General features: G+C 28.9%; 21 protein-coding genes. 15 read left to right on the top strand and 6 right to left on the bottom strand.

Annotated features, from left to right (window positions below):
- Window positions 1-61 precede the first annotated feature (61 nt).
- Window positions 62-1,012, top strand: a complete 951-nt coding sequence (locus IPP08_02915; protein ID QQS67822.1) for an ABC transporter substrate-binding protein — start codon at window positions 62-64, stop codon at window positions 1,010-1,012.
- A gap of 86 nt (window positions 1,013-1,098) precedes the next feature.
- Here the strand turns inward: IPP08_02915 and IPP08_02910 are convergent, their stop codons facing one another.
- Together IPP08_02910 and IPP08_02905 are read right to left on the bottom strand one after the other, a co-directional pair.
- Window positions 1,099-2,079: a pyridoxal-phosphate dependent enzyme gene (locus IPP08_02910; GenBank protein QQS67138.1), complete on the bottom strand. Its 981-nt coding sequence runs from the start codon at window positions 2,077-2,079 to the stop codon at window positions 1,099-1,101.
- Between the two features lie 132 nt (window positions 2,080-2,211).
- Window positions 2,212-3,432 carry a molybdopterin molybdotransferase MoeA gene (locus tag IPP08_02905; protein ID QQS67137.1) on the bottom strand — a complete coding sequence of 407 codons (1,221 nt, stop codon included), beginning with the start codon at window positions 3,430-3,432 and terminating at the stop codon, window positions 2,212-2,214.
- 149 nt (window positions 3,433-3,581) lie between these two features.
- Between IPP08_02905 and uppP the strand changes: the two genes are divergently transcribed.
- The 5 genes from uppP to IPP08_02880 all read left to right on the top strand — a co-directional run bounded on the left by uppP (window position 3,582) and on the right by IPP08_02880 (window position 7,342).
- On the top strand, window positions 3,582-4,412 hold the full coding sequence (gene uppP / locus IPP08_02900; GenBank protein ID QQS67136.1) for an undecaprenyl-diphosphatase UppP: 831 nt from the start codon (window positions 3,582-3,584) through the stop codon (window positions 4,410-4,412).
- Window positions 4,413-4,521: 109 nt separating this feature from the next.
- Entirely contained in the window at window positions 4,522-5,217 is a 696-nt protein-coding gene (locus tag IPP08_02895) for a peptidylprolyl isomerase (protein QQS67135.1), read from the top strand.
- 270 nt (window positions 5,218-5,487) lie between these two features.
- Window positions 5,488-5,976 (top strand): peptidylprolyl isomerase, encoded by a 489-nt coding sequence (locus IPP08_02890; GenBank protein ID QQS67821.1) that lies wholly within the window; start codon window positions 5,488-5,490, stop codon window positions 5,974-5,976.
- Between the two features lies 1 nt (window position 5,977).
- On the top strand, window positions 5,978-6,613 hold the full coding sequence (locus IPP08_02885) for a peptidylprolyl isomerase (GenBank protein QQS67134.1): 636 nt from the start codon (window positions 5,978-5,980) through the stop codon (window positions 6,611-6,613).
- A gap of 96 nt (window positions 6,614-6,709) precedes the next feature.
- Window positions 6,710-7,342, top strand: a complete 633-nt coding sequence (locus IPP08_02880) for a peptidylprolyl isomerase (GenBank protein QQS67820.1) — start codon at window positions 6,710-6,712, stop codon at window positions 7,340-7,342.
- A gap of 119 nt (window positions 7,343-7,461) precedes the next feature.
- Here IPP08_02880 and IPP08_02875 read toward each other — a convergent pair whose 3' ends face one another.
- The gene (locus IPP08_02875) at window positions 7,462-8,649 is read right to left on the bottom strand and encodes a YcaQ family DNA glycosylase (protein QQS67133.1); all 1,188 of its coding nucleotides are present in this window, start codon (window positions 8,647-8,649) and stop codon (window positions 7,462-7,464) included.
- A 66-nt stretch (window positions 8,650-8,715) separates the two neighbouring features.
- Window positions 8,716-9,141, bottom strand: coding sequence for a hypothetical protein (locus IPP08_02870; protein QQS67132.1), 426 nt, complete (start codon window positions 9,139-9,141; stop codon window positions 8,716-8,718).
- Between the two features lie 64 nt (window positions 9,142-9,205).
- On the opposite strand from IPP08_02870, the gene IPP08_02865 reads away from it, so the two are divergent.
- The 9 genes from IPP08_02865 (at window position 9,206) to mutS (ending at window position 21,189) form a co-directional block, all read left to right on the top strand.
- Window positions 9,206-9,997, top strand: coding sequence for a fumarylacetoacetate hydrolase family protein (locus tag IPP08_02865; GenBank protein QQS67131.1), 792 nt, complete (start codon window positions 9,206-9,208; stop codon window positions 9,995-9,997).
- A 64-nt stretch (window positions 9,998-10,061) separates the two neighbouring features.
- Window positions 10,062-10,748 carry a hypothetical protein gene (locus IPP08_02860; GenBank protein QQS67130.1) on the top strand — a complete coding sequence of 229 codons (687 nt, stop codon included), beginning with the start codon at window positions 10,062-10,064 and terminating at the stop codon, window positions 10,746-10,748.
- A gap of 11 nt (window positions 10,749-10,759) precedes the next feature.
- Window positions 10,760-11,557 carry a beta-ureidopropionase gene (locus tag IPP08_02855; GenBank protein QQS67129.1) on the top strand — a complete coding sequence of 266 codons (798 nt, stop codon included), beginning with the start codon at window positions 10,760-10,762 and terminating at the stop codon, window positions 11,555-11,557.
- Window positions 11,558-11,843: 286 nt separating this feature from the next.
- Window positions 11,844-13,292: a glycogen synthase gene (locus tag IPP08_02850; GenBank protein ID QQS67128.1), complete on the top strand. Its 1,449-nt coding sequence runs from the start codon at window positions 11,844-11,846 to the stop codon at window positions 13,290-13,292.
- Between the two features lie 30 nt (window positions 13,293-13,322).
- Window positions 13,323-14,573: a hypothetical protein gene (locus IPP08_02845; protein ID QQS67127.1), complete on the top strand. Its 1,251-nt coding sequence runs from the start codon at window positions 13,323-13,325 to the stop codon at window positions 14,571-14,573.
- A 728-nt stretch (window positions 14,574-15,301) separates the two neighbouring features.
- Window positions 15,302-16,834, top strand: coding sequence for a tetratricopeptide repeat protein (locus tag IPP08_02840; protein ID QQS67126.1), 1,533 nt, complete (start codon window positions 15,302-15,304; stop codon window positions 16,832-16,834).
- Between the two features lie 82 nt (window positions 16,835-16,916).
- A complete protein-coding gene (locus tag IPP08_02835; protein QQS67819.1) occupies window positions 16,917-17,249 on the top strand; it encodes a DUF3467 domain-containing protein in 333 nt (110 codons plus the stop codon).
- Window positions 17,250-17,391: 142 nt separating this feature from the next.
- The gene (gene ruvB / locus IPP08_02830; protein ID QQS67125.1) at window positions 17,392-18,435 is read left to right on the top strand and encodes a Holliday junction branch migration DNA helicase RuvB; all 1,044 of its coding nucleotides are present in this window, start codon (window positions 17,392-17,394) and stop codon (window positions 18,433-18,435) included.
- An 87-nt stretch (window positions 18,436-18,522) separates the two neighbouring features.
- Window positions 18,523-21,189 (top strand): DNA mismatch repair protein MutS, encoded by a 2,667-nt coding sequence (gene mutS / locus IPP08_02825; protein QQS67124.1) that lies wholly within the window; start codon window positions 18,523-18,525, stop codon window positions 21,187-21,189.
- Window positions 21,190-21,409: 220 nt separating this feature from the next.
- Here the strand turns inward: mutS and IPP08_02820 are convergent, their stop codons facing one another.
- Both IPP08_02820 and IPP08_02815 read right to left on the bottom strand, forming a co-directional pair.
- Complete coding sequence (locus tag IPP08_02820) at window positions 21,410-22,960, bottom strand: VWA domain-containing protein (protein ID QQS67123.1); 1,551 nt, start codon at window positions 22,958-22,960, stop codon at window positions 21,410-21,412.
- A 72-nt stretch (window positions 22,961-23,032) separates the two neighbouring features.
- Window positions 23,033-23,311: a hypothetical protein gene (locus tag IPP08_02815; GenBank protein QQS67122.1), complete on the bottom strand. Its 279-nt coding sequence runs from the start codon at window positions 23,309-23,311 to the stop codon at window positions 23,033-23,035.
- Between the last annotated feature and the right edge of the window lie 18 nt (window positions 23,312-23,329).

Here is a 23,329-nt window from a genome sequence, read left to right as displayed (position 1 = left end):
TCCATTTTTCAATTAATTCATAATGAACAAAATATATTTTTCAATTATTTTATTTTCTTTTATGATTTTTTCGTGTAATAAAATAAATGAAATCCCAAAAAGCAATGATTCCTCAAATAAAATTCCAAATAGTAAAATTAAGATTGGATTTCTCGATATTGTTGAAGATGCAACATTAGCAAAAGCTAGAGAAGGCTTTGTTAGTGCCCTTAAAGAGAATGGATATCATGATAAAAAAAATATTGATATTTTATTCAGAAATGCTCAAGGTGATATTACAACATTAACTCAAGCTGTAGATTATTTTGTAAGTGAGAATGTTGATTTGATTGCTACAAACTCTACTATTTGTACAATTACATCTGTTCAAAGAAACAAAGAAATTCCTGTTTGCATGATGGTTTCTCCTTCTCCAAAAAATGCGAATTTAACTGACTCATTAGGTAATCCACCAAAAAATCTTTTTGGGATTTATGAAACCTTAGATTATATTGATACAGCTGTAAACTTAATTCCTACAATATTACCAAGCGTAAAAAAAATTGGAGCAATTTATAATCAAGCTGAACCTCAATCTCAAAATGCTTTAGATAAATTAAAAGATAAATGTAAAGCATTAAATTTAGAACTTGAAGTTTTACCAGTTAATAATTCTTCAGAAGTTATGTTAGTTACAGAAACTTTATTGAGTAAAAATATTGATGTTTTTTTTGCATTACCAGATAATGTTGTTTTTTCGTCTTTTGAAACTATAGCAAAAAGTTGTAATAAAGCTAAAGTGCCAATTTTTACATGTGAAGCTGGTTTAGTGCAACGTGGTGCAGTTGCAGGGTTCGGAGCAGATATGTATGCATGGGGTCATGCTGCTGGTTTGCAGGCAGTGGAATATCTTATTAGTAAAAAATTACTTCCAAAACCAGAACTTTTGAGGAAAAGACAAAAAATGCAGAACGAAGAAGTTGCTATGTTATATAATATTAAATTTGATAGTAATTTTATTAAGGTTCATTAGTTAAAATTAAAATTTAATTATTGAATTAAACTTCAAATGTTTTTGATTTATTTAAAAATAATCCAATTATTTTGTTTAAAATATTGTTAATCTAAATACCCTTTTTCTCTCATCCAAACATCGTTATATACTTTGCCAACATACCTACTTCCATGATCATGAAGAATTACCACAACAAAATCATCTTTGGTAAATTTTTCTTTTAACTGTATTAATCCCTGAACAGCAGCTCCAGCACTACTTCCACAAAAAAGCCCCTCCTCAGTTGCAAGTCTTCTACACATTATCATGCTTTCTTTGTCCTCAACAGTTTCAATATGATCTATAACAGTTCTATCGTAATTGTGTGGTAGAAAATCTTCACCCATACCCTCCACATCATAAACTTTTGCAAGACTTAAATCAATTTCACCAGTTCTAAACCAGTTGGCTAATATACTCCCTTTTGGATCAACACCATAACTTTTAAAATTTGCATTTTGTTCTTTTAAAAATTTACTTGTTCCACACAAACTCCCACCAGTACCAGTACTTACAACTAAAGCATTAATTTTACCATCAGTTTGATTCCATAATTCAGGACCTGTACTTTCATAATGAGCTAATCTATTACTAAGATTATTATATTGATCTGATAACCATCCATTGCGTTCAATAGCAATTCTCTCTGCAACTTTATAATAACTCCTTGGGTCCTCTGCAGGGACATCGGTTGGGCAAACAAAAACTTCAGCACCCATTGCTCTAAGTATATCAACTTTTTCTTGGCTCATTTTGCTTGCCATAGTAAACACACATTTATAACCCAAACTAGTTGCTGCAAGTGCTAACCCCATACCAGTGTTTCCACTTGTACATTCAACAATAGTACCACCTGGTTTAAGTTTTCCAGTTTTTTCTGCATCTCTTATAAGTTTTAATGCTAACCTATCTTTAATACTATTGCCTGGATTAAAATATTCCACTTTAGCGTAAACTGGACAAGGGAAATTTTTAGTAATACTATTTAATTTAACTAATGGTGTGTTTCCTATTGTTTCAATTATATTATTAAAAACGTTTTTCATAATTAGGTTAATAATTTTGAATTTATTTGATAGTTGTAATTTTTATATAAAAACAATTATTAGTATATTTAACTTAAAAATTATGCTGTTATTCATCTTAAAATTAATCACTTTTAAAGTGATATTTACTTTTTACAACATTATTACATTTACTTTTTCTCCAATTTTTCCTCCTGTTGATTCTTCATCAAAAACAATCAAACAATTTGCCAAACTCATGCTTATTAATGCCCCACTTGATTGAGTGCCAGTTGAACGAACAGTTAATTCCCCATCTTCATTGTTACAAATAATGCCTCTAATAAAGTACTTTTTATTATCATTTTTATTTATATCATGAAGAAGTATTGCTTTAATTTTAATTTGATTTGAATTATCCCCTAATAATAATTTGATTGCTGGCAATACAAATAATTTATATGTAACTAAAGATGATACTGGGTTTCCAGGTAATGAAAATACATAACAAGTTTCTGCATTTGGTTCTTTGTAAGTTCCAAACATAATAGGTTTTCCAGGTTTAATGTTTACTTTGTAAAATAATACCTCAACTCCCATTTCCTTAAGTACTTCAGGTAGTAAATCATACTTCCCCATTGAAACTCCACCAGTTGTAATTAAAATATCATACCTCAATCCAATTTCAAATTTATCTAATAGATCTATTTTATTGTCTTTTGCAATTCCAATATCAATAGGTTCTCCACCCGACTCATTTATAGCAGTATAAATTGCAGATGCTGAACTGTTTCTAATTTGATTTTCTAAAGGAATTTTGTAAGGTTCAATTAACTCATTTCCTGAAGATAATATACCTATAATAGGTTTTGTTCTTACAGGTACATTATTAATACCCAAAGAAGCCAATACCCCAACATCACTACTTGTAATTAATTTTCCCTTTGGAATACTTATATCACCAGAATGGATATTTTCTCCTTTTTTCCTAATCATTTCTCCATATTGAACTGATCTTCTAATACTAACAATTCCATCTGATTCAGAAGTTGATTCAACTTCAACAACTGCATTAGATCCTTCAGGAATTTTTGCCCCTGTCATTATTCTAACACTTTGATTAATGTTAACTAAACCTTCAAAGTTTTTACCTGCGGAGCTTTCACCAATAACTTGAAGTTCCTTTGGCCATTCAACAGAAGCTTCAGTAACGTCTTCAGCACGAATTGCAAATCCATCCATTGAAGAATTATCAAATAATGGTAAATCTTCATTTGAAACTATGTCTTGGCTTAAAACCCTATTTGAACATAATGCTAGTGGAACAGTCTCTTCAGGAGTTATTCGATTAATGTTTTCTTTTATTAAATTTATGGCTTCCTGAAAGTTAATCATATACTAAATCAATGTTTATTTTTTGCAAAAGTAAGCAATTCAATATAAGTTAACATTGTATGTATTTCAATAATTTTAAAAAGTCCTAAAATTCTAAAATTAAATTTATAATTCTTCATTAATTAAATATCACTATTTTTGCCGACTTTATGAGTATAATTCAAGCAATAATATTAGGATTAGTTCAAGGGTTATCCGAGTTCTTACCTATTAGTTCAACTGCCCATTTAACTTTGGCAGGAAAATATATGGGTTTAATCGATTTGTCTAATCCTGAAAGATGGACAGCATTTATTGCTATTATTCAATTAGGAACACTTGCTTCAGTCCTAATATATTTTGCAAATGATATAAAGGAAATTTCTAAATCTTTTATAACTGATAACTTTTCAAGAAAGAAATTCTCAGAGCAATCAGACCAAAGTAAAATGGGATGGTTTGTTATAATTGGTACAATTTCAATTGTTATAATTGGATTAGGTTTTAAAAAAATCATTGAGGGAGTTTTAACTAAAAATCTGACTGTTATTGGCTGTTCACTAATAGGATTAGCAATAATACTTTTTATTGCTGAAAGAACCGCTAAATTGAAAAGAGGTGTAAAAGATTTGACAGTTAAAGATGCTTTTCTTATTGGTACAGCCCAAGCATTAGCTCTTATTCCTGGCTCATCAAGATCTGGAACTACTATAACAGCAGGACTATTCTTAGGACTTAAAAGAGAGACTGCGGCAAGATTTAGCTTTTTGCTTTCAATACCTGCAGTACTTGCTAGTGGGCTTCTAGAGTTAAAGCAATCTTTTCATTATATTAATTCTAATGATGCAACGTCAATTGTGATTGCAACAATTGTTTCTGGTATATCTGGATATTTTTGTATTTCTTTCCTTTTAAAATATCTTGTTTCTCATAATACAAATGTTTTTATTATTTACAGAATTTTACTAGGTGCAGTAATACTTTATATAGTTTATAAATAAAATTTTATTTTTTGTAAAATTTCTAATTGATAAATATTTTCATTTATTTCAAACTTTATTCATAAAATATAATTCTTAAAAAACAATTTATTAAATCTAAAATATTAACATGAAAAAAATATTTTTAATTCTTGCAATTCTAACTTTAAGTTTAACTTCTTGCAAGAAATCTGATTCAGCATCTCAATCAACTGATTCAACAAAAGTAGCAGATACTGCACAGTTAGCACCACCACCAACTACATCAACTGATACTACAAAAAGTATAGATGTTAAACCAATTGCTACTCATTCTGGTGTAATTTCTACAGATATGGGAGATATTGAATTTGAACTTTATGGAAAAGATGCTCCAAAAGCTGTTGAAAATTTTGCTGGTTTAATTAAAAAAGGTTATTATAATGGAATCAAATTTCATCGTTGCATCCCAAATTTTGTTATTCAAGGCGGAGATCCAAGTAGTAAAGATAATTCTAAAAGAGATCAATGGGGTATGGGAGGAGAAAGCATTTTTGGTAAAACTTTTGAAGATGAATTAGCGCCTACTCCTAGTTTTAAAAGAGGTTACATTGATGGATGTTTTGCTATGGCAAATTCTGGACCAAATACAAATGGAAGCCAGTTTTTTATATGCAGTGGTCAAGGTGCTCAAACTTCATTAGGAGCTATGCCTAATTATACAATTTTTGGGTTTGTTACCAAAGGTATAGATGTAGTTGCAAAAATTGCTCAAACAGGTGCTTCAGGTGAAAAACCAGAGAATCCAGTTACTATGAAAAAAGTTACTATAAAAGAAATAAAATAATTTTATTAAAATTTAATTCACAGTTATTTTATAAAATATTTTTGTTATTAGTTTTTTATGAGAGACAAAAACATAAGAATATTTTTGTCTCTCTTGTTATTTTTCAACATTACTTTTCAATTATTTTAAAAATATTATATGAAGAATATTATCTTGTCTATCTCGTTTGCTATTGCATTGTTTGTGAATGGATGTTCATCTACTAAAACAACAAATATTAATACAAATAAAATAGATCCTAATGCCCCTATTGTAACTCATAAAGCTATAATGGAAACAAGTATGGGTAAAATTGAAATTGAATTATATGGAATTGATGCACCAAAAACAGTTGCTAATTTTGTAGGTCTTGCTGATAAAAATTTCTATTCTGGTATTTTATTTCATAGAGTTGTTACAGGGTTTGTTATTCAAGCTGGAGATCCAAAATCTAAAGATCCAGCTATGAAGCAGTATTGGGGACAAGGAGGGGAAAGTATTTATGGCAAAGAATTTGCTGATGAGCTTAATAGTAATACACCAAGTTATAAACAAGGTTATGTTCCAGGAAGTTTAGCTATGGCAAATAGAGGACCAAATACAAACACAAGTCAATTTTTTATTTGTTTAGATAATGCTGAAGGTTTACAAAAAAATTACACAATGTTTGGAAAAGTTACTAGTGGAATGGATGTAGTTAAAAAAATTGAAGCTAGTGAATCTACTCAACCAAAAGTTTATGTTGAAATTAAATCTTTAAAAGCAACAAGTGTTAATTAATATGAAATTTATATTATCATTCTTTATTTTTTCAGTTCTTTCAATTAAATTTTTATCAGCTCAGAATCCTGTTGTCACTAACATTGCAATTTTAAAAACAAGTTTAGGTGATATTAAAATTGAATTTTATGGTGAAGATGCACCAAAAACTGTAGCAAATTTTTTAGGTTTAGCTAAACAAGGATTTTATGATGGTATTCTTTTCCATCGAGTTGTTTCTGGATTTGTAATACAAGCTGGAGACCCTCAAACCAAAGACTCTACTTTAAAAGATTTGTGGGGAACTGGAGGTGAAAGTATTTATGGCTCAGAATTTGAAGATGAGCTAAATGCAAAATCACCTAGTTACAAAAGAGGTTATGTTGAAGGAGTTGTTGCAATGGCTAATGCAGGTCCTAACACAAATACTAGTCAGTTTTTTATTGGCTTCGGTAAAGCTATTAATTTACCTAAAAAATATACAATTTATGGTAAAGTAATTATGGGTTTGGATATTGTTCACACTATTGAAAAAGTAAAAGTTGATGCAAATAGCAGACCCTTAATTCCAGTTGTAATAATCAGTGTAAAAGAAGAAGTAAGTGGGCTAGATATTGAGGATGTTAATTCTAGAATTGATTGTTTAGAATTAAAATAACATTCAAATTTAAATTATATTTTAGATTTAATTAATAATAAAAAACAAATGAAAATAGCATTAAGCATTTTTTTTCTCGGAATATTTTTAACAATTATGACAGAAGCACAAACACCGGTAGTAACAAATGTAGTTCTTATGAAAACTACAATGGGAGATTTTACAATTGAACTTTATGGAAATGATGCACCTAAAACTGTTGCTAACTTTGTTGGCTTAGTAAATAAAGGTTTTTATGATGGAATTTTGTTTCATCGTGTTGTACCAGGATTTGTGATCCAAGTTGGTGATCCTAAAACGAAAGATTCAACAAAAAAATCAGAATGGGGGACAGGTGGTGAAAGTATTTATGGAGCTTCTTTTGAAGATGAATTTAATCAAAATGCTCCAAGTTATAAAAGAGGTTATGTTGAAGGTTGTATGGCTATGGCTAATGCAGGACCTAATACAAATTCAAGCCAGTTGTTTATCTGCTTTAGTGGTGCTGAAAGTCTTCCAAAAGCATATTCAATTTTTGGCTTAGTAACTAAAGGTATGGATGTTGCTCATGCAATTGAAAAAGTTGCTAGAGATAGAAGTGATTGTCCTATAACACCTGTAAAAATTATTTCAGCAAAGGAAGTAAAATCTATAAGTTCAGTAGATAAAAAAATGAAAGTTGCAAAAACTACAATTTCAGATTCTACTAAATCTAAAATTAAAAAAATTAAAAAATCTAAGACTAAATGATCTAGAAATTAAATTTATTTAGATTTAATTTCAAAAAATTATTAATTATAAAACAACAGCCATCATAACTTTTTATGATGGCTGTTATTGTTTCTATTGTTTATTCTTTTTAAAATTATTTATAAATTTTCTAATCCTACAACCTGTTTCATTTTGTTAAATGTTGCAAATTGTTGAATAGTTTTAATGAGTAGTTTTTTATCTAACTCTTTTAAAACAACACCAGTTTCTAACCAGAATTTTTTGATTTCAAATACAGAATCTTTTCGGTGTGCTTTAGCATCTAATTTTCCAATTAACTTTCCCTTTAATAAAATTGGAAGACAAAAGTATCCAAATTTGCGCTTTGATTCGGGAGTATAACATTCAATTTTATAATCAAAATCAAATAATTCTTTAACTCTTTTTCTATCCCATATTAAAGGATCAAAAGGTGATAAAACAGTTGAATGTGTCGGTTTTAATTTACCACTTATAATATCATTTATTAATTGAAAGTTATCTTTATGAAAGTAAAATTTGTTTTTAAAACCTTCAACTTCTATTTGATTAATATTTTTATTTTCTCTAATTTGTTCTTGAACTAATTCTTTAGAATCCTTTTTTTTAAGCCTGTAATAATCATAAATCCATTCCTCTTTAACAATACCTAAATGAAGTATAGTTCTTTCAATAAATATTTTTTTTACTTCATTAATTGGAATCACTTTGTAATCTAACAAATTTGGCTTTACTCTAATTGTTAAATCATAAATCCTACGAAAATTAATTCTATTTTTAATCATTAATTCTCCCCTTGTAAACAATGCCTCAAGAACTAATTTTTCAATTTTCCAATTCCACCATCCACCAACATCTTTCTTTTCATCATTAAAATCTATAGATGATACTGATCCATTAATTTCAATGTACTTTAACATTTTTTTTATTTCTTCCTTGTGTTCATTAACAAACTTCGAATGGTAATGCCAATTATTACTTTCAGCATTAAGCATTATGCTTCTGTAATATACAAAGTCAATATCAGCTATAAAACAAGCCTCGTGTGACCAATACTCAAACAAGTTTCCATTTTCTAAATTTTCAATTAACCAATTATTTTCAAAATTTCCAAGCCTACTAAAAAGGACAATATATGGGCTTCTTTCAACCACATTTATAGTATCAATTTGTAGAACTCCTAATCTAAAAACAGCCTTTACAATGTCTTCTTTATTAGGTTTGATTTTAGGCTTTGTTAACAATCCTGTTGCGCCTAACATAATGCTTTGAGCAACCTTTATTGTAACTTTTAATTTTTTAAACAAAATATATAAACAGCATTTTTAAATAACAATTTAAAAAATAAATATTTTAATTTAACAAGGATAAACTTAACTTATTGGATTTTGTGTTATTGTATATTCATAGTCATTTACATTTTTTTCATATAAAAACTTTTTCTCTGCATCACTTTGATTGAATGCAAGAAAATAAGATTTGTATTCATGATTATCAGCTTTCTTCTTCCATTTAATTGTAAATGAATACTCTGTTTGTTGGTTAGATCTATTTGTTTGAATGTAGCCTAACATTTTGTTTAAACAATCAATTGAACTTTTTCCTGAATAAGAATGAAGTAACATATATTCACTATGCCTTTCATTATAAGTTAATAGATTTAATCTTACAGTTTCATTATCACTTGTTATATTTATATGATAATCAAAATGAGGTGAAACACCATTATCTTCTCTTAGTATTTCCATAATTCTATGTTGAAGCTGAATTTGTTCTAACTTGCGGTCAAACTTACTCATTGTATTTTAGTAGAAATTATTATGTCAGAATATTGTTTAAAAACTATTTTCAAAGATAAAGAAAATGTCAGTTATTACAGATCTAGCTGATAGACTTTGGTCTGCTCAGTTTTTAGGAATTCCTTGTAAATCATTAACAGAAACAAATCCTGATTTTACAATTGAAGATGCTTACAAAGTTCAACAAATTAATGTAAATAAAAGAATTAACGAAAAGGGATTATTTGATTCAAAAGCAAATTTAGTTGGTAGAAAAATTGGAGTTACTAGCAAAGCAGTTCAAGATTGGCTCGAAGTTTACGAACCTGATTTTGGTGCACTTCTTAATGATATGTGGGTTGGAACACATTCAAAAGCTGATATTACTAAATTACTACAACCTAGAGTTGAGGGTGAAATTGCATTCGTTTTAAAAAAAGATATTGATGGTGAAAATATAACATCTGCTAAGATTATATCAGCCATTGACTTTGCTTTACCTGCAATTGAAATTATTGATTCAAGAATTATAGATTGGAAATTTAAAATCGAAGATACAATTGCTGATAATGCTTCTTGTGGAATGTTTGTTTTAGGTACTCAACCTATTTCATTGTTTGATACTGATTTGAGGAAAATTCAAATGTCATTATTCAAGAATGAAGAATTATTATCGGAAGGAAATGGTGCTGCTTGTATGAATAATCCAATTAATGCTGTTGTCTGGTTGGTTAAGAAACTTAATGAATTTGGTACTCAATTAAAGTCGGGCGATATAATATTATCTGGTGCTTTAGGTCCCGTTTCTCCAGTTGTAAGTGGTGACTACATTAGAGTCCAGATTGGTAATGTTGGTGAAGTTGCTGTAGAATTTTAAATATAAATATTAGAAGTTTTTTAAAAATAATTTGTTAAACTTATATTAAACTATAATTATATAAATGATTGAGGATAAATTTATAGAACTTAAAGAAAAGTTAAATGTGACTTTAGGAGAAAATTTAGGTATTGAAAAAATTACTTTTGTTGAGGATGAGTTAATGTCACTTACAAATGAACAAGCTCAAGAATTATCTATTTATTTTGGAAGTCAATTCTTAATAAAATTACCTTTAAAAGAGAGAGAATTTTTTGATTGGGTAAAAGAGCAAGATATTGATGTATGGCAAGATCTATGGGGCGATTGCGAAGAACCATATTTTGTTAGCATGAGTTTTTTACAAGATTTTTTACCAAAAGCAAGAGGATTCCCAATATGTGATTTGCAAAAATTTGATAATTATTATTTTTCTCAACATAATATAACTTCAGAAAATGGTTCACCATTTTGTGATGCCTCACTTGAAGCAGTAAAAGCAGGTGGGAAAATTAGAATTGATCAAGCATTTATAGTTGAAATATGGAGAGCACCAATTGATATTTGGAGATTTTCATACATGTATAATACTCCTTTGTTTGCTGTTAAAGAAATGGTTGAGTGGTTGCTAAAGGAAGAAATAATAACAAAGACTATTGATTCAGAATTAGAATCTAATACAATAAATAAGGATAATGAAAATTTTATTGAAGATGATTTGTTTAATAATGATGGGTTAGAATCTGATGAGTTTAATGATATAATAGATTAGATAATAATAGAATGAAAGTTGCAGCTTTACAATTCTCTCCAGTAAAAAATGATGTTAATTTTAATTCAAATAGGATTAATTACTTACTTGAAAATATTAATTCAGATTTGATTGTACTGCCTGAACTTGCTTCAACTGGTTATTTTTATATTAATAAAGAGGAGCTTTATACTATTTCAGAAAATCCTGAAAATTCTGATTACTGTTTGATGATAAGGAGTTTATCTGAAAAAAAAGGTAATGTAATTATAACTGGTTTTTCTGAAAAAACTAATTTTGGATTATTATATAATTCAGCTCTCATAGCAATGCCTGATGGAAGTTATAAAGTTTACAGAAAATCTCATTTATTTTACAAAGAAAAAATAATTTTTACACAAGGTGATACTGGTTTTTTTGTAATTGAATGGGACTCAGTTAAGATTGGAACTATGATATGTTATGATTGGAGGTTCCCAGAAGCTGCTAGAACACTTGCGTTAAAGGGAGCTGGAATTATAGCTCACCCTTCTAATTTAGTTGCTTCAAAAGCATTATGGTCACCTGTAATGCAAAGCAGATCAATTGAAAACAAATTATTCACAATTACATCAAATAGAAGTGGAATAGAAACCAACTTAAATGAAAGTTTAGAATTTTCAGGCGAAAGTCAAATTACAAATCAATTTGGTGAAATAATTGAATCCTGCAGTAATACATTTGAAGGTGTAATTGAAACAAATATTGAACCAAAATTAAGTCAAGATAAATCTATAAATTTTTACAATAATTTACTTTCAGATCGTAGAAATGATTTGTATGAAATTTAGGTTTACTGATATTATTAGGAGTTAAATAACTAGCAATTAATGCATATTAGAATTATAAATATTATTAATAAAAAATATTAACTACTAGAATTTGTCACAAATTGCAAACCTCAACTCCTTTAAAAGCATCATTTTTGGTAGAAAATAGCCACTTTGCTAAAAAAAGGCTTTCAACTGGAATATTTTCCTTAAATTCGCAACTTGCAAATTTTAAAATCTGAAAATTTAACTCACAACTACAATTTTATTCAAGAAACATAATACGGCTAAAAGCCTAAGCATACTTGTGGCAACGAGTGAGATTACTCCCTTTGCTAAAACCTCTCCAATTGCTGATTTATTAAGTGAGGAGGTGTTAGGTATGATAGAACTCGGGCATGATGTTCGAGTAGTTATTCCAAAGTATGGTCATGTATCAGAACGTAGGAATAGAATTCATGAGATTAAAAGGTTAATTGGAATTCCAATTAATGTTGCTGGAGAAGATACTCCTGCAACAGTTAAGAGTTCACAAATTATTAATTCCCGTGCAAAATCTCAAGTATATGTTATCACTGGTGAAAAATATTTAGATCCTTACAAAGGTATTTATAATGATGAAGTTACTGGTAAACCTTTTCAAAATAATGATGAAAGGTTTATTTATTTTCAAAAAGCAATTCTTGAAACATGTTTCCAATTAGGTTGGAAACCAGACATAATACATTGTCATGGCTGGCAAACTGCTTTAGTTCCCTTGCTTATGAAAGAACTTTATAATGATAAAAATTTTTTTTCACATACAAAAACTGTTTTTACATTTAGTTCTTTGGAAGATCAAGGAGTATTCCCTATTTCATCTTTTGATAAAATTGGGTTAGCAAAAAAATATCTCAGCTCATTGGAACATAATGGTAAATTGAATTTCATGAAAGCTGGTTTACTTCATTCCGATATGATTACAACAGTAACTACTGGAAATGCTAAAAGAGTTTTAGAACCTAAGCAAGCTAATGGTTTAGAAGATATATTAAAAAAACGTAAATCTAAATTGTCTGGCATTTGCTATGGTGTTGATTCAGAAAAATGGAATCCGAAAACAGATAAATTATTATTAGATAAGTTTACAGTTGATGATCGTGAAGGAAAATTTGAAAATAGATCTTGGCTACTTGAAAAAGTAGGCTTTGATGATAATACAGATATTCCTATTTTGTCTATAGTTGGTTCAATGAGTGAAACAAGTGGACATAAACTGTTTTTTGATGCTTTAAAGGACTTTGGTTCTATGAATTTACAAGTCATTATTGCAGATAAAGGTAGTGATAAAAAATTCTTCGGAAATCTACAAAAGGAAGTAAAGAAATATAAGAATATTAGAACATATTCTGAATGTAATAATGAAACTGAACATCTAATTTATGGAGGTTCTGATATTATGTTGTTTACAGATTTAAGTAATTTGAGCCATGTAGAACATTTAATTGCAATGGATTATGGTACTGTTCCAATAGTTCCAAATCATTCAGCATATTCAGATATGTTTGTTGAATATGATAGGAAGAAAAATGTTGGAAATGGGTTTGGATATGACTATAAATTAAAGAATATGTTAGTTGCAATTAATAAGGCAGTAGATTTGTATGAAGATGAAGTTGCTTGGGATGAATTGCAAGTTAGAATAATGAAAGAAGATCATTCTTGGAAAGCAATTGGTCAAATTTATATTGATACAGTTTATAGGGTTAAAGAATAGTTATAAATTAAACACTCTGTTGATAGTTATATGAAATTTTTACCGGTGTTTACTTTTTTAATCGGTCTGTTTTTTTATTCTTGTAGTGATGCTCCAACAACAATAGGAGGTGATTATATTCCAACTAATGTTGAATTTAAATCCTATATTCTTAAAGCTAGCGAATTTGAAATAAACAGCAAAATTGCTGATGCTTCAAATAGTTCAGCTGAATTTTCTCAGGAAATGTTAGTTGGCTCTTCAAATGATGGTACAATTGCTCATGGATTATTCTATATAATTGATTCATTGTTTATTGCTAAAGGATCACGAGCTGAAAATAAGGCAATTAGTGAAGTTGTTTTAAGGTTAAGACCAACAGGATATAGATATGGTGACACTACTAATAGAGAAGGAGGTTTTGACGTTATAGAAATTCCTCAATCGCTTGCAGGAAACGTTAAATGGAACGATTCTGTTATATCAAAAATTCAAAATGCAACTTCTATTGGGTCTTTTACTGGTAAGTTTTCTGATACAACTTTTATAAACATCCCTTTAGATAGAGTTCTAATTACTCAGTTTTTATCAACTTATTTAAAAGATGGTAAAATTCAAAAGATGCTCTGTTTACGTTCTAGAGCTGATAGCAAGTCAATTGTTGGAATTTGGGGATCTAGTGGTAATGCTGGTGTTATTGCAGATTCATTAAAACCACAATTAAAAGTGAGTTATGGTGATACTACTTTAACTTTAATAGCATCTGCATCTAATTGGATTTCAAAATCATTTGTTAACCCTGGAGTTGGAAAAATTGTATTTGCTGGAGGAGAATCTATTAGAACTTTAATTAAATTTAATCTAGACTCTATACCAAAAGATGCTGTTGTTCATAAAGCCGAATTAACATTAACAGTTGATACTAATTCCTCTAAATTTGGAACATTTAAACTATCAAGATATTTAGTTGGTTATTCAGCATCTGATAGTACAAAAGAGAATTTAAAATCAGGATCAATAGTTTCTACTTCAAGGAGAGCAGCAAAAGATAGTTTATCATATTTAAATACTTTCTCATTTCCTGTCTTGGGTCCTATTATTTCAGATTGGTTATTGTTTTCTAGAGGTTCTGGTAATCAAAAGAATAATGGGATAATATTCGCTCTTAATAGATCTCTTCGCTTTGATCAGCCATTAGAAGTAAATAGTGTTGACAAATTAGTGTTTTATGGAAATGATACACAGGATACAACAAAAAGACCTAGATTAGCTATTACTTATTCTATAAGTTCTAATAAGTAAATTTTCTATTTTGCAAAAATTTTTATCTACTCTATTAAAAAATTATTTTAACAATCTTGAAATTTTTATTCTCAATTTAAATCTAGTAAATTAGATATTAGTTCTAAATTTAAATATTCATTTATTTTTATTTATTAGTTTTGTAATTCATATTTTCTTTACATTAAAATAATCTTTTTATAAAGATTTGATATTTACAATTGGTCATTCAGCTTGAAGTATTGATGAATTTATTTTGTTACTTAATTATTATAAAATTGATTTTTTTCTTGATGGAAGTATAATACCATATTCTAACTTTAACCCACAATTTAATTGAGAAGATTTAATGAATTAGTTAAATAAAAGAAATATGGGTTATGAACATTTTATTGGGTTAGGAGGATATAAATTGGCTAATGAAATTATTTCAAAAGCTAAGTCTTGTAGTTAAAGAGGTATAGGGTTTGGAAAATATACAAATACAATAGAATTCAATACTGCACATCATTATGCTATTGGTTTAGCTTCTACTCAAAAAACTGTATTGATGTGCACTGAATCTTTACCAGATAAACTTCACAGGATTTTAATTTCAGATGCATTATCTTAAAATGGTGAGGAAATTTTACACATTATTTCTAAAGATGATATAAGAACACAAAACATTGGACTTTTTTAACATGTATCATTTTTAATTTTAGATCTCTAATTTTCAAAAGATTTTTAACAATTTTTCATATATGAGAATGACATTTAAAACTTCTATTTTCTCAATTTTGGCAGTTACTATATTTTTAGTTTCTACTGGATTTGAATGTGCATCAACCGAGATGACATCTGCAAAACTTGCAATGAGAAATAAGGAATTTAAAAAAGCTGAAGAACTTCTTAAAAAAGAAATCTCAGCTAGACCTAATAATGCTGAAGCTCATGGTGCTTTGGGAAACGTTTATTTTGATACAGAAAGATTTGTCGAAATGGCTAATGAGTATAATATTGCTCTTGGAATTACACCAAATACTTTTAAACCTGAAGAAATAGGAGCAATGGGTGCTCGTAAGTATAACGGTTGGATAGCTTATTACAATAAATTTTCCGAAACTTATAATAAAATTGCAATTGGTGATAAAAAATTAACTTCACTTGCTTTAGCTTACTTGGATTCATCCGAAATAATGCGTCCAAATTATCCAGATAATACTTTCTCAAAAGGAAGTATTCAAGATTTAGCTGACGATGAAACTGGTGCAACAAAATCATACACCAAATATGTAAATCTAATCACTAATGATTTAGATAAGGGATTAGATAAAGGGCTAACTTTAGGAATGACTCAAGAACAAGTTGCTTCAAAATTAGGTCAACCTAATGAGAATAAAATTGATAAAGGTTATGGTTTTACAAGATATCAAAAGGATGATCTTTATGTTTATTTTGGAGAAGATGAAAAATCAAAATTAGCTAAAGTTGAAGGATGGAAATTTTATGGAGATAACTCAAACATTCAGGATTTTTATAAACAAACTTCAACACCTTTACGTAGTTCAGCATTTTATCATTTAGGTTTTAATTATTATAAAGCTGGTGATAATGACAAATCTAAATATGATGATGCAATTAAGATGCTAACTTATGTTAGGAGAATGGATCCATCTCGTGAAGATGTAAATAATATTCTTTCTGAAACTTATATTAAATCAGGTAAATTATCTGAGGCAAAAGCAACCTTAGATAATCAAATTGCTTCAAATCCAAATGAACCAGCTACTTATATTAATTATGGTAATTTACTTTTTGGATTAAAGGATTTTTATGGAGCAGCTATAAAATTTCAATCTGTTTTGAAATTAAATCTTAATGATGATGATTCAAGATTACATACAGCATTGTTTAATTTAGGTGCTACTTTTAAAAACATAGGTGGGAACTGCCAAGATAGTATTAGAAAAGTTGTAGGGAATAAAGAACCAAAACCTGATCAACTTCTTGCTTTTGAAAAACCTTTAAGAGAATCAATTAAATATTTTGAAAAACTTAAAAAAATAAAAGGTAAAAGTGCCGATTTTGCAACACTTTCAGAACTTGGAAATTTATATGATGTATTAAATGAAAAAGAGCAAATAAAAACAATCATAAAGGATCTTGAGGGAATTGAGAATATAAGTGATAACTCAACTAACGGTCAATACTGGAGGTCAATGAGTAGATTATATCTTTTAATTAATGATGTTAAAAAAGCAGAAGAGAGTGATAAAAAAGCTTCAAAATATGATAAGTAATTCTTAATTCTAAGTTTATATTATCAGTAAAAGTATCTAAATTATTTTAAATATTTATTAAAACTAAATAATGGCAAAGAAAATGAATGATCAAGATAATAACCAGGGTGGACAACAAATAAATGTTGAATTAGGTGAAAAAGAAGCTGAAGGAATATATTCCAATCTTGCTATTATTTCCCATTCTCCTGCTGAATTTGTTATTGATTTTACAAGAATATTACCAGGAGTTCCAAGAGCAAAGGTTCATGCTAGAATTGTTATGACCCCACAACATGCAAGGCTATTATTGAACGCTTTAGAAGATAATATTGATAAGTATGAAGACCAATATGGTGCTATTGTTGTAAATGGTGGCACTACTGGTGGGGATTTCAATTTTCCAATTCCTGATGTTGACGAAAAAGCTAATTAATTCTTGTTAAAATTTTATATTTTATAGACCTGTAGGTTAATTGCTTACAGGTCTTTTTTTCACCTAATTGGAATTTTATTTTAGCTAAATTTGTTTTATAAGTTAACTTGATCCTTATCTAAATAAATTTAAATTTCCTTAAATGAATACTAATCGTGAAGGTAGAAATACATCCGCTGAAACTATTAACAAATCAGAACTTGAAATTGAATCTGTTCTTCGCCCAGCATTTTTACAAGAATTTATTGGGCAGAATAAAGTTGTTGATAATTTATTAATTTTCATTGAGGCTGCAAGACTTAGAGGGGAATCACTTGATCATACTCTTCTCACCGGACCTCCTGGCTTGGGAAAAACAACTCTTAGTTATATTATTGCAAGAGAAATGAATTCTCAAATTAAATCTACTTCAGGTCCAGTTTTAGAAAAGCCAGGTGACTTAGCTGGATTACTTACTTCTTTAAATCATGGTGATGTTTTATTTATTGATGAAATACACCGTTTAAGCTCTGTTGTTGAAGAGTATTTATATTCTGCTATGGAAGACTTCAGGATTGATATAATGATTGACTCAGGTCCAAATGCAAGAAGTGTCCAAATTTCACTTCCACAGTTTACATTAGTTGGTGCAACAACCCGGCAAGGATTATTAACTGCTCCATTGAGAAGTAGGTTTGGAATAATTAATAGATTAGATTATTATAACGTTAATGAACTTTATCAAGTTGTTACTAGGGCTGCTGATATTCTTAAAATTCCAATTGAAAATGATGGTGGATTTGAAATTGCTAGAAGAGCTAGAGGAACACCAAGAATTGCAAATAGATTGTTAAGAAGAGCTAGAGACTTTGCTGAAGTTAAAGGAAATGGAGTTATAACTAAAGAAATTTCTTTAATTGCTTTAACTGCCCTTGAAGTTGATGAACATGGCTTTGATGAAATGGATAAAAGAATTATTACCACTATAATTGAAAAATTTAATGGAGGTCCTGTAGGGTTAAACACACTTGCTGTAGCAGTTGGTGAAGATGCAGGTACTTTAGAGGAAGTATATGAGCCATTCCTTATTCAAGAAGGGTTTATTCAACGCACACCAAGAGGACGAGAAGTAACAATGTTAGCATACAAACATTTTGGAATTGATCGAAAGAATAAAGATGAAGCTCAATCTGCTTTAGGCTTCTAAATAAATTATTTTTTAAATATAAATTCTTTAAATTCAATTTAAATTTGATTTTTAAATTCCACAATTTTTTATCACTAATACTGAATAATGTCCTCAGATAAACTTCAAAAACGTTCTCCATTAATGAGACAGTATCACCAGATAAAAGAAAAGTATCCTGATACTGTTATGCTTTTTAGATTGGGTGATTTCTATGAAACTTTTGAGGGAGATGCGGAAATAGCTTCAAGGGTTTGTGGAATAACCTTAACTAAAAGAGCTAATGGATCTGAGGGAGAAACTCCCCTTGCTGGATTCCCTTATCATCAACTAGATAATTACCTACCTAAATTTATTAAAGCAGGATTAAGAGTGGCTATTTGCGAACAACTCGAAGACCCCAAACTTGCTAGAGGAATTGTTCGTAGAGATGTTGTTGAAGTTATAACTCCTGGAGTTGCAATGAGCGATAAGATTTTAGAATCAAATTCTAATAATTATCTAGCAGCAATTTATATTGAAAAAGGTAAAGTTGGAATAGCATTTTGTGATGTTTCCACTGGTGAGTTTTCTACAACTGAATCAAATTCAAATCTTCAAGAAATTTTAGAAACTATATCTCCAGCTGAGATTCTAATTTCCAAATCTCAAAAAAACGAGATAAAAAATCTAAAATTATCTTTATCACCCCTAATTACAAAACTTGAAGAATGGATTTTCGATTTAGATTATGCATCTGATAGATTAAACGAACACTTTGGGACTCTCTCTCTTAAAGGCTTTGGAATACAAGGAATGAGGCTTGCAGAGATTGCAGCTGGGGCAATTATGCATTATCTTCTTGAGACTCAAAAATCAAAATTAGGACATATTAAAAAACTATCTATTTATCATCATGGTGATTATATAGCTCTTGATTCAGCCACAAAAAGAAATCTGGAAATTTTATTTTCAACTAATGGTGGTTCTAAAAACGGATCACTATTAAATGTTATTGATAAAACTTCAACTCCTATGGGTGGAAGGTTGTTAAAAAGATGGTTAGTTCATCCACTAAGATCTGTTGAACAAATTAACAAAAGATTAAATGCTGTTGAAGATTTATATAATAATACAAATATTTCAAATGACCTTGAAAAGGCTCTTAGGAGTGTATCAGATTTAGAAAGATTAATGGGCAAGTGTGCTACCAACCGTGCAAACCCGAGAGATTTAGGATTTATTAGAAACACTTTAAGAGTTATTCCAATTGTTTGTAAACTTATGGAATCTTGCAACTCCATAACTTTAACAGCATTAGGGAAATCATTTATTCCAATTCCTGATTTAATTAAAAAGCTTGAAGAGGCTTTGCCTGAAGAACCATCAATTAATATTGGTGAAGGAAACGGAATTAGAATTGGCTATAATACTGACTTAGATGATATTCGTGAGGTTATTGCTGGTGGTAAATTGTTTATTGAAAAAATTCAAACTCGTGAAAGAATTAGAACAAATATTCCCTCTTTAAAAATTGGATTTAATAATGTTTTTGGTTATTATATTGAAATTACAAACTCAAATAAAGATAAAGTTCCATCTGATTATATACGCAAACAAACTCTAACAAATGCCGAACGATATATAACTCCTGAGTTAAAAGAGTTCGAGGAAAAAGCATTAAACGCAGAGGATAGAATTGAACAAATTGAAAGAAAACTATTTGTTGAACTAGTTTATTTTACAAATGGATATATTGAAAGTTTATTAAGAAATGCTAGCTTAATTGCTATGATTGATTGCTTTACTTGTTTGTCAAAGGTTGCTCATCAAAGAAATTATGTGAAACCAATTGTAAATGATTCTGATGTTTTGGAAATTCATAATGGTAGGCATCCAGTTGTTGAAACGCTATTAAAACATTCCGATGTTTTTATTCCTAATGACACAAATTTAGATCTTAATAATAATCAGATTGCAATTATTACCGGACCCAATATGTCTGGGAAAAGCTCATTACTACGCCAAGTTGGGCTTATTGTATTATTGGCTCAAATAGGCTCATATGTGCCAGCGGAAAGTGCTGTAATTGGAATAGTCGATAAAATTTTCACTAGAGTTGGGGCTCAAGATAACATAGCTGCTGGGGAAAGTACATTTTTAGTTGAAATGAATGAAGCTGCAAATATCCTAAATAATTCTACAAATAGGAGTCTTATTTTACTCGATGAAGTAGGACGTGGTACATCTACTTTTGATGGCATTTCTATTGCTTGGTCTATTGCCGAATATATCCATGATAAAATTGGTGCTAGAACTTTATTTGCAACTCATTACCATGAATTAAATGAACTATCAGAAAGATTTAATAGGATTAAAAATTTCAAAGTTGAAGTTCGTGAACATGCTGATAAAATTATTTTTCTAAGGAAAGTTACGCCTGGTACGGCAGATCATAGTTATGGAATACAAGTGGCTCAAATGGCAGGCTTGCCAGAAGAAGTAACTGAAAGAGCTAAAATTATTTTGAAGCAACTTGAAGGAGAAAATTCTGAATCACTAAATGATAATTTAGTTGAAGTTCAAGATACATTTAATGAAAACACAATTAAAAATGTTCGTAAAACTAATGGGAAAAATATTTCACATCAACCTTTACAATTTTCATTATTTGAAATAAATTCAGATCCTAAAATCGAAAAATTAAAAATTGCTTTATGCAATATAAATATCAACGAACTTACCCCAATTCAAGCAATTCTTGAATTAGAAAAGTTGATAAATATTTTAAAATAGAATTATTGATTTTAATTTTTTTCAATTCATTTTCAGATATTTATTATAAAAAATTCTATTTAAACTAAACGAAAAAAAATAGTGCATACTTATTTAAAAGAATATGTTATGTAAACTAAAGGATATTTGATTAACAATAGTTTAAAGGGATTAAATTGTACTTTTTGAATAAATTTTTATAGCAAATACTTTTTGTAAAAAATAGAAAAATTATTCTCACTTATTTTTTTTTAAAATATTTCAATCCAGAAAAAATCTTTTTTGAAAGTAATTGCTTCATCATTTGAAGAATTATTTGAAACAAAGAAAAACCTTCTCCACCATTTTTACTACTACTAAGCATCATTTGAATATCACGCAAATCATTGCTTGAAACTCCACTAACCATATTGCTCCCATTATTGCTCATTGTTTTTCCTACATCTTTCAGCAGTTCTTGTAAATTGTTTGCCATATCTTCTAGTTGTTTTTTTTGATTAGGATTTGGAGCGTTGTGCAATAACATTTGAATGTGTTCAAATAATAATGCTGCTTCTCTCAAAGCATCTGCATCAAAACCACCTTCAAAATCTAGTTCAATAGCATTTAACAATTCTTTAAGTTCATCAATTTCACTCTGATTTAATTTGAAAATATCATCTAAAACTAAATCATTTATATTAACATATACTTTTGATAGATACTCAATTTCTCTTCCATATTTTAACTTAATATCATCAATAATCATCAACTTTAATTGATTAGTTCTGTGCTCCATATCTGTTATTTGAGAGCGAAGGGCTTTGCTTGTTATTGTGCCAGCTGTAAATTCTAGCTCAGCTTTTAAATGCCTTAATTCTTCCTCCATTTTCTTAAGATCTTTTTGTCTTGGTGCATTCCCTCTTGATGCAATATCTCTTAAGTATTTCTCATCAGGAACAATAGTTGTGCTCCCAATTTTTATAGTGTTTATTATAATGCTTTTTCCTATACCTTCTTTAATTTTTTCAATATCTAAATGGCAAGCACCGTCTGTTACAAGTAGTATTTCTGCCCCTTCCAGACTAGAACTTTTTTTTATATCATTAATTGCAATCATAATTGCTTTTTCCATTACAGTACCATTACCAAGTTTTTTTAACCTCATAACGTACTTTATTAATTTTTTCAAAGAATTCAACTCAGTTGCTTTCCAAAGAGATCCAACCTCTGTATCAAAAGTTCTGAAGTAAACATGACCCAATTCTTTTAAATTTCGTTTTAAAAATACAAATACAACTGCCTTTGCCATTTGGATTCTGTGGTGTGCTGACATTGAGGTAGAAGTATCAAGAAGCATATAAACTTTTTGCTTGAAATTATTTGGATTATAATCTTTGCTAGAGCTCTTAAATGGTACTATTACTGGATTCTTTGGTAGGTTTATCCATAAAGATCTTCTTGATAATCTTTGTAAAAATACATCATAGGGTAGAGCATATTGAGTTGGAAGAATAAGTTTTACATCATTTAGATTTCTCATTAATGTAGATTCATATTCTTCTGGAGTATCTGTAAAGTTTTTGTTAGGTCTCCATTCACGTCCATTAACTTTTCCAGGCTCAATAGCTGAGGAAACAGTCATTACTTGTTGAATAGATTTAAATAGTTGGGAATCGGGATTTTCAATAACACGGGCAATTTCGAAAACTGAAGTAAAATCTTCTGGTAATGAATCCTCAATATCTCTAAAATAACCGAACTCTTCCATATGTTCAAAAAATGAACTATGAGTTAATATTTCGTGCTTCATTATTGATTTAACTTTAAATAATAATTTTACATTTAAACTTTAAAATTTTCAAATAATATTAACTGTATTGGATTAAGAGATTACAGCAATTTTTTTTGATGATTCTTTTTCAATATAATCTCGTATTGCAGGTTTTACAAAAATGGAATCTAGGTTCATATCAACTAAAGAATTCACAAGAACACTAATTCGTTTGGTTAACATGTGTCTTTTGTTGAGAACTAAAACTTCTTTTTCTTTAACAACACAAATCCCACCTTCAAAATCTCCTATTTCAAGTCGAATTTTAAAACCAAGTTGCTCTGCAATTAGTTTTAATTCCTGATATATATCTTCTTGTTTCTTTGTCATTTAAAATACTAAAAGTTT

The organism is Chlorobiota bacterium, assembly GCA_016700335.1.
Classification (GTDB): domain Bacteria; phylum Bacteroidota; class Ignavibacteria; order OLB7; family OLB7.
The sequence above is the reverse complement of the archived record's forward strand: the minus strand, read 5'-3'. Positions and strand labels throughout refer to the sequence as shown.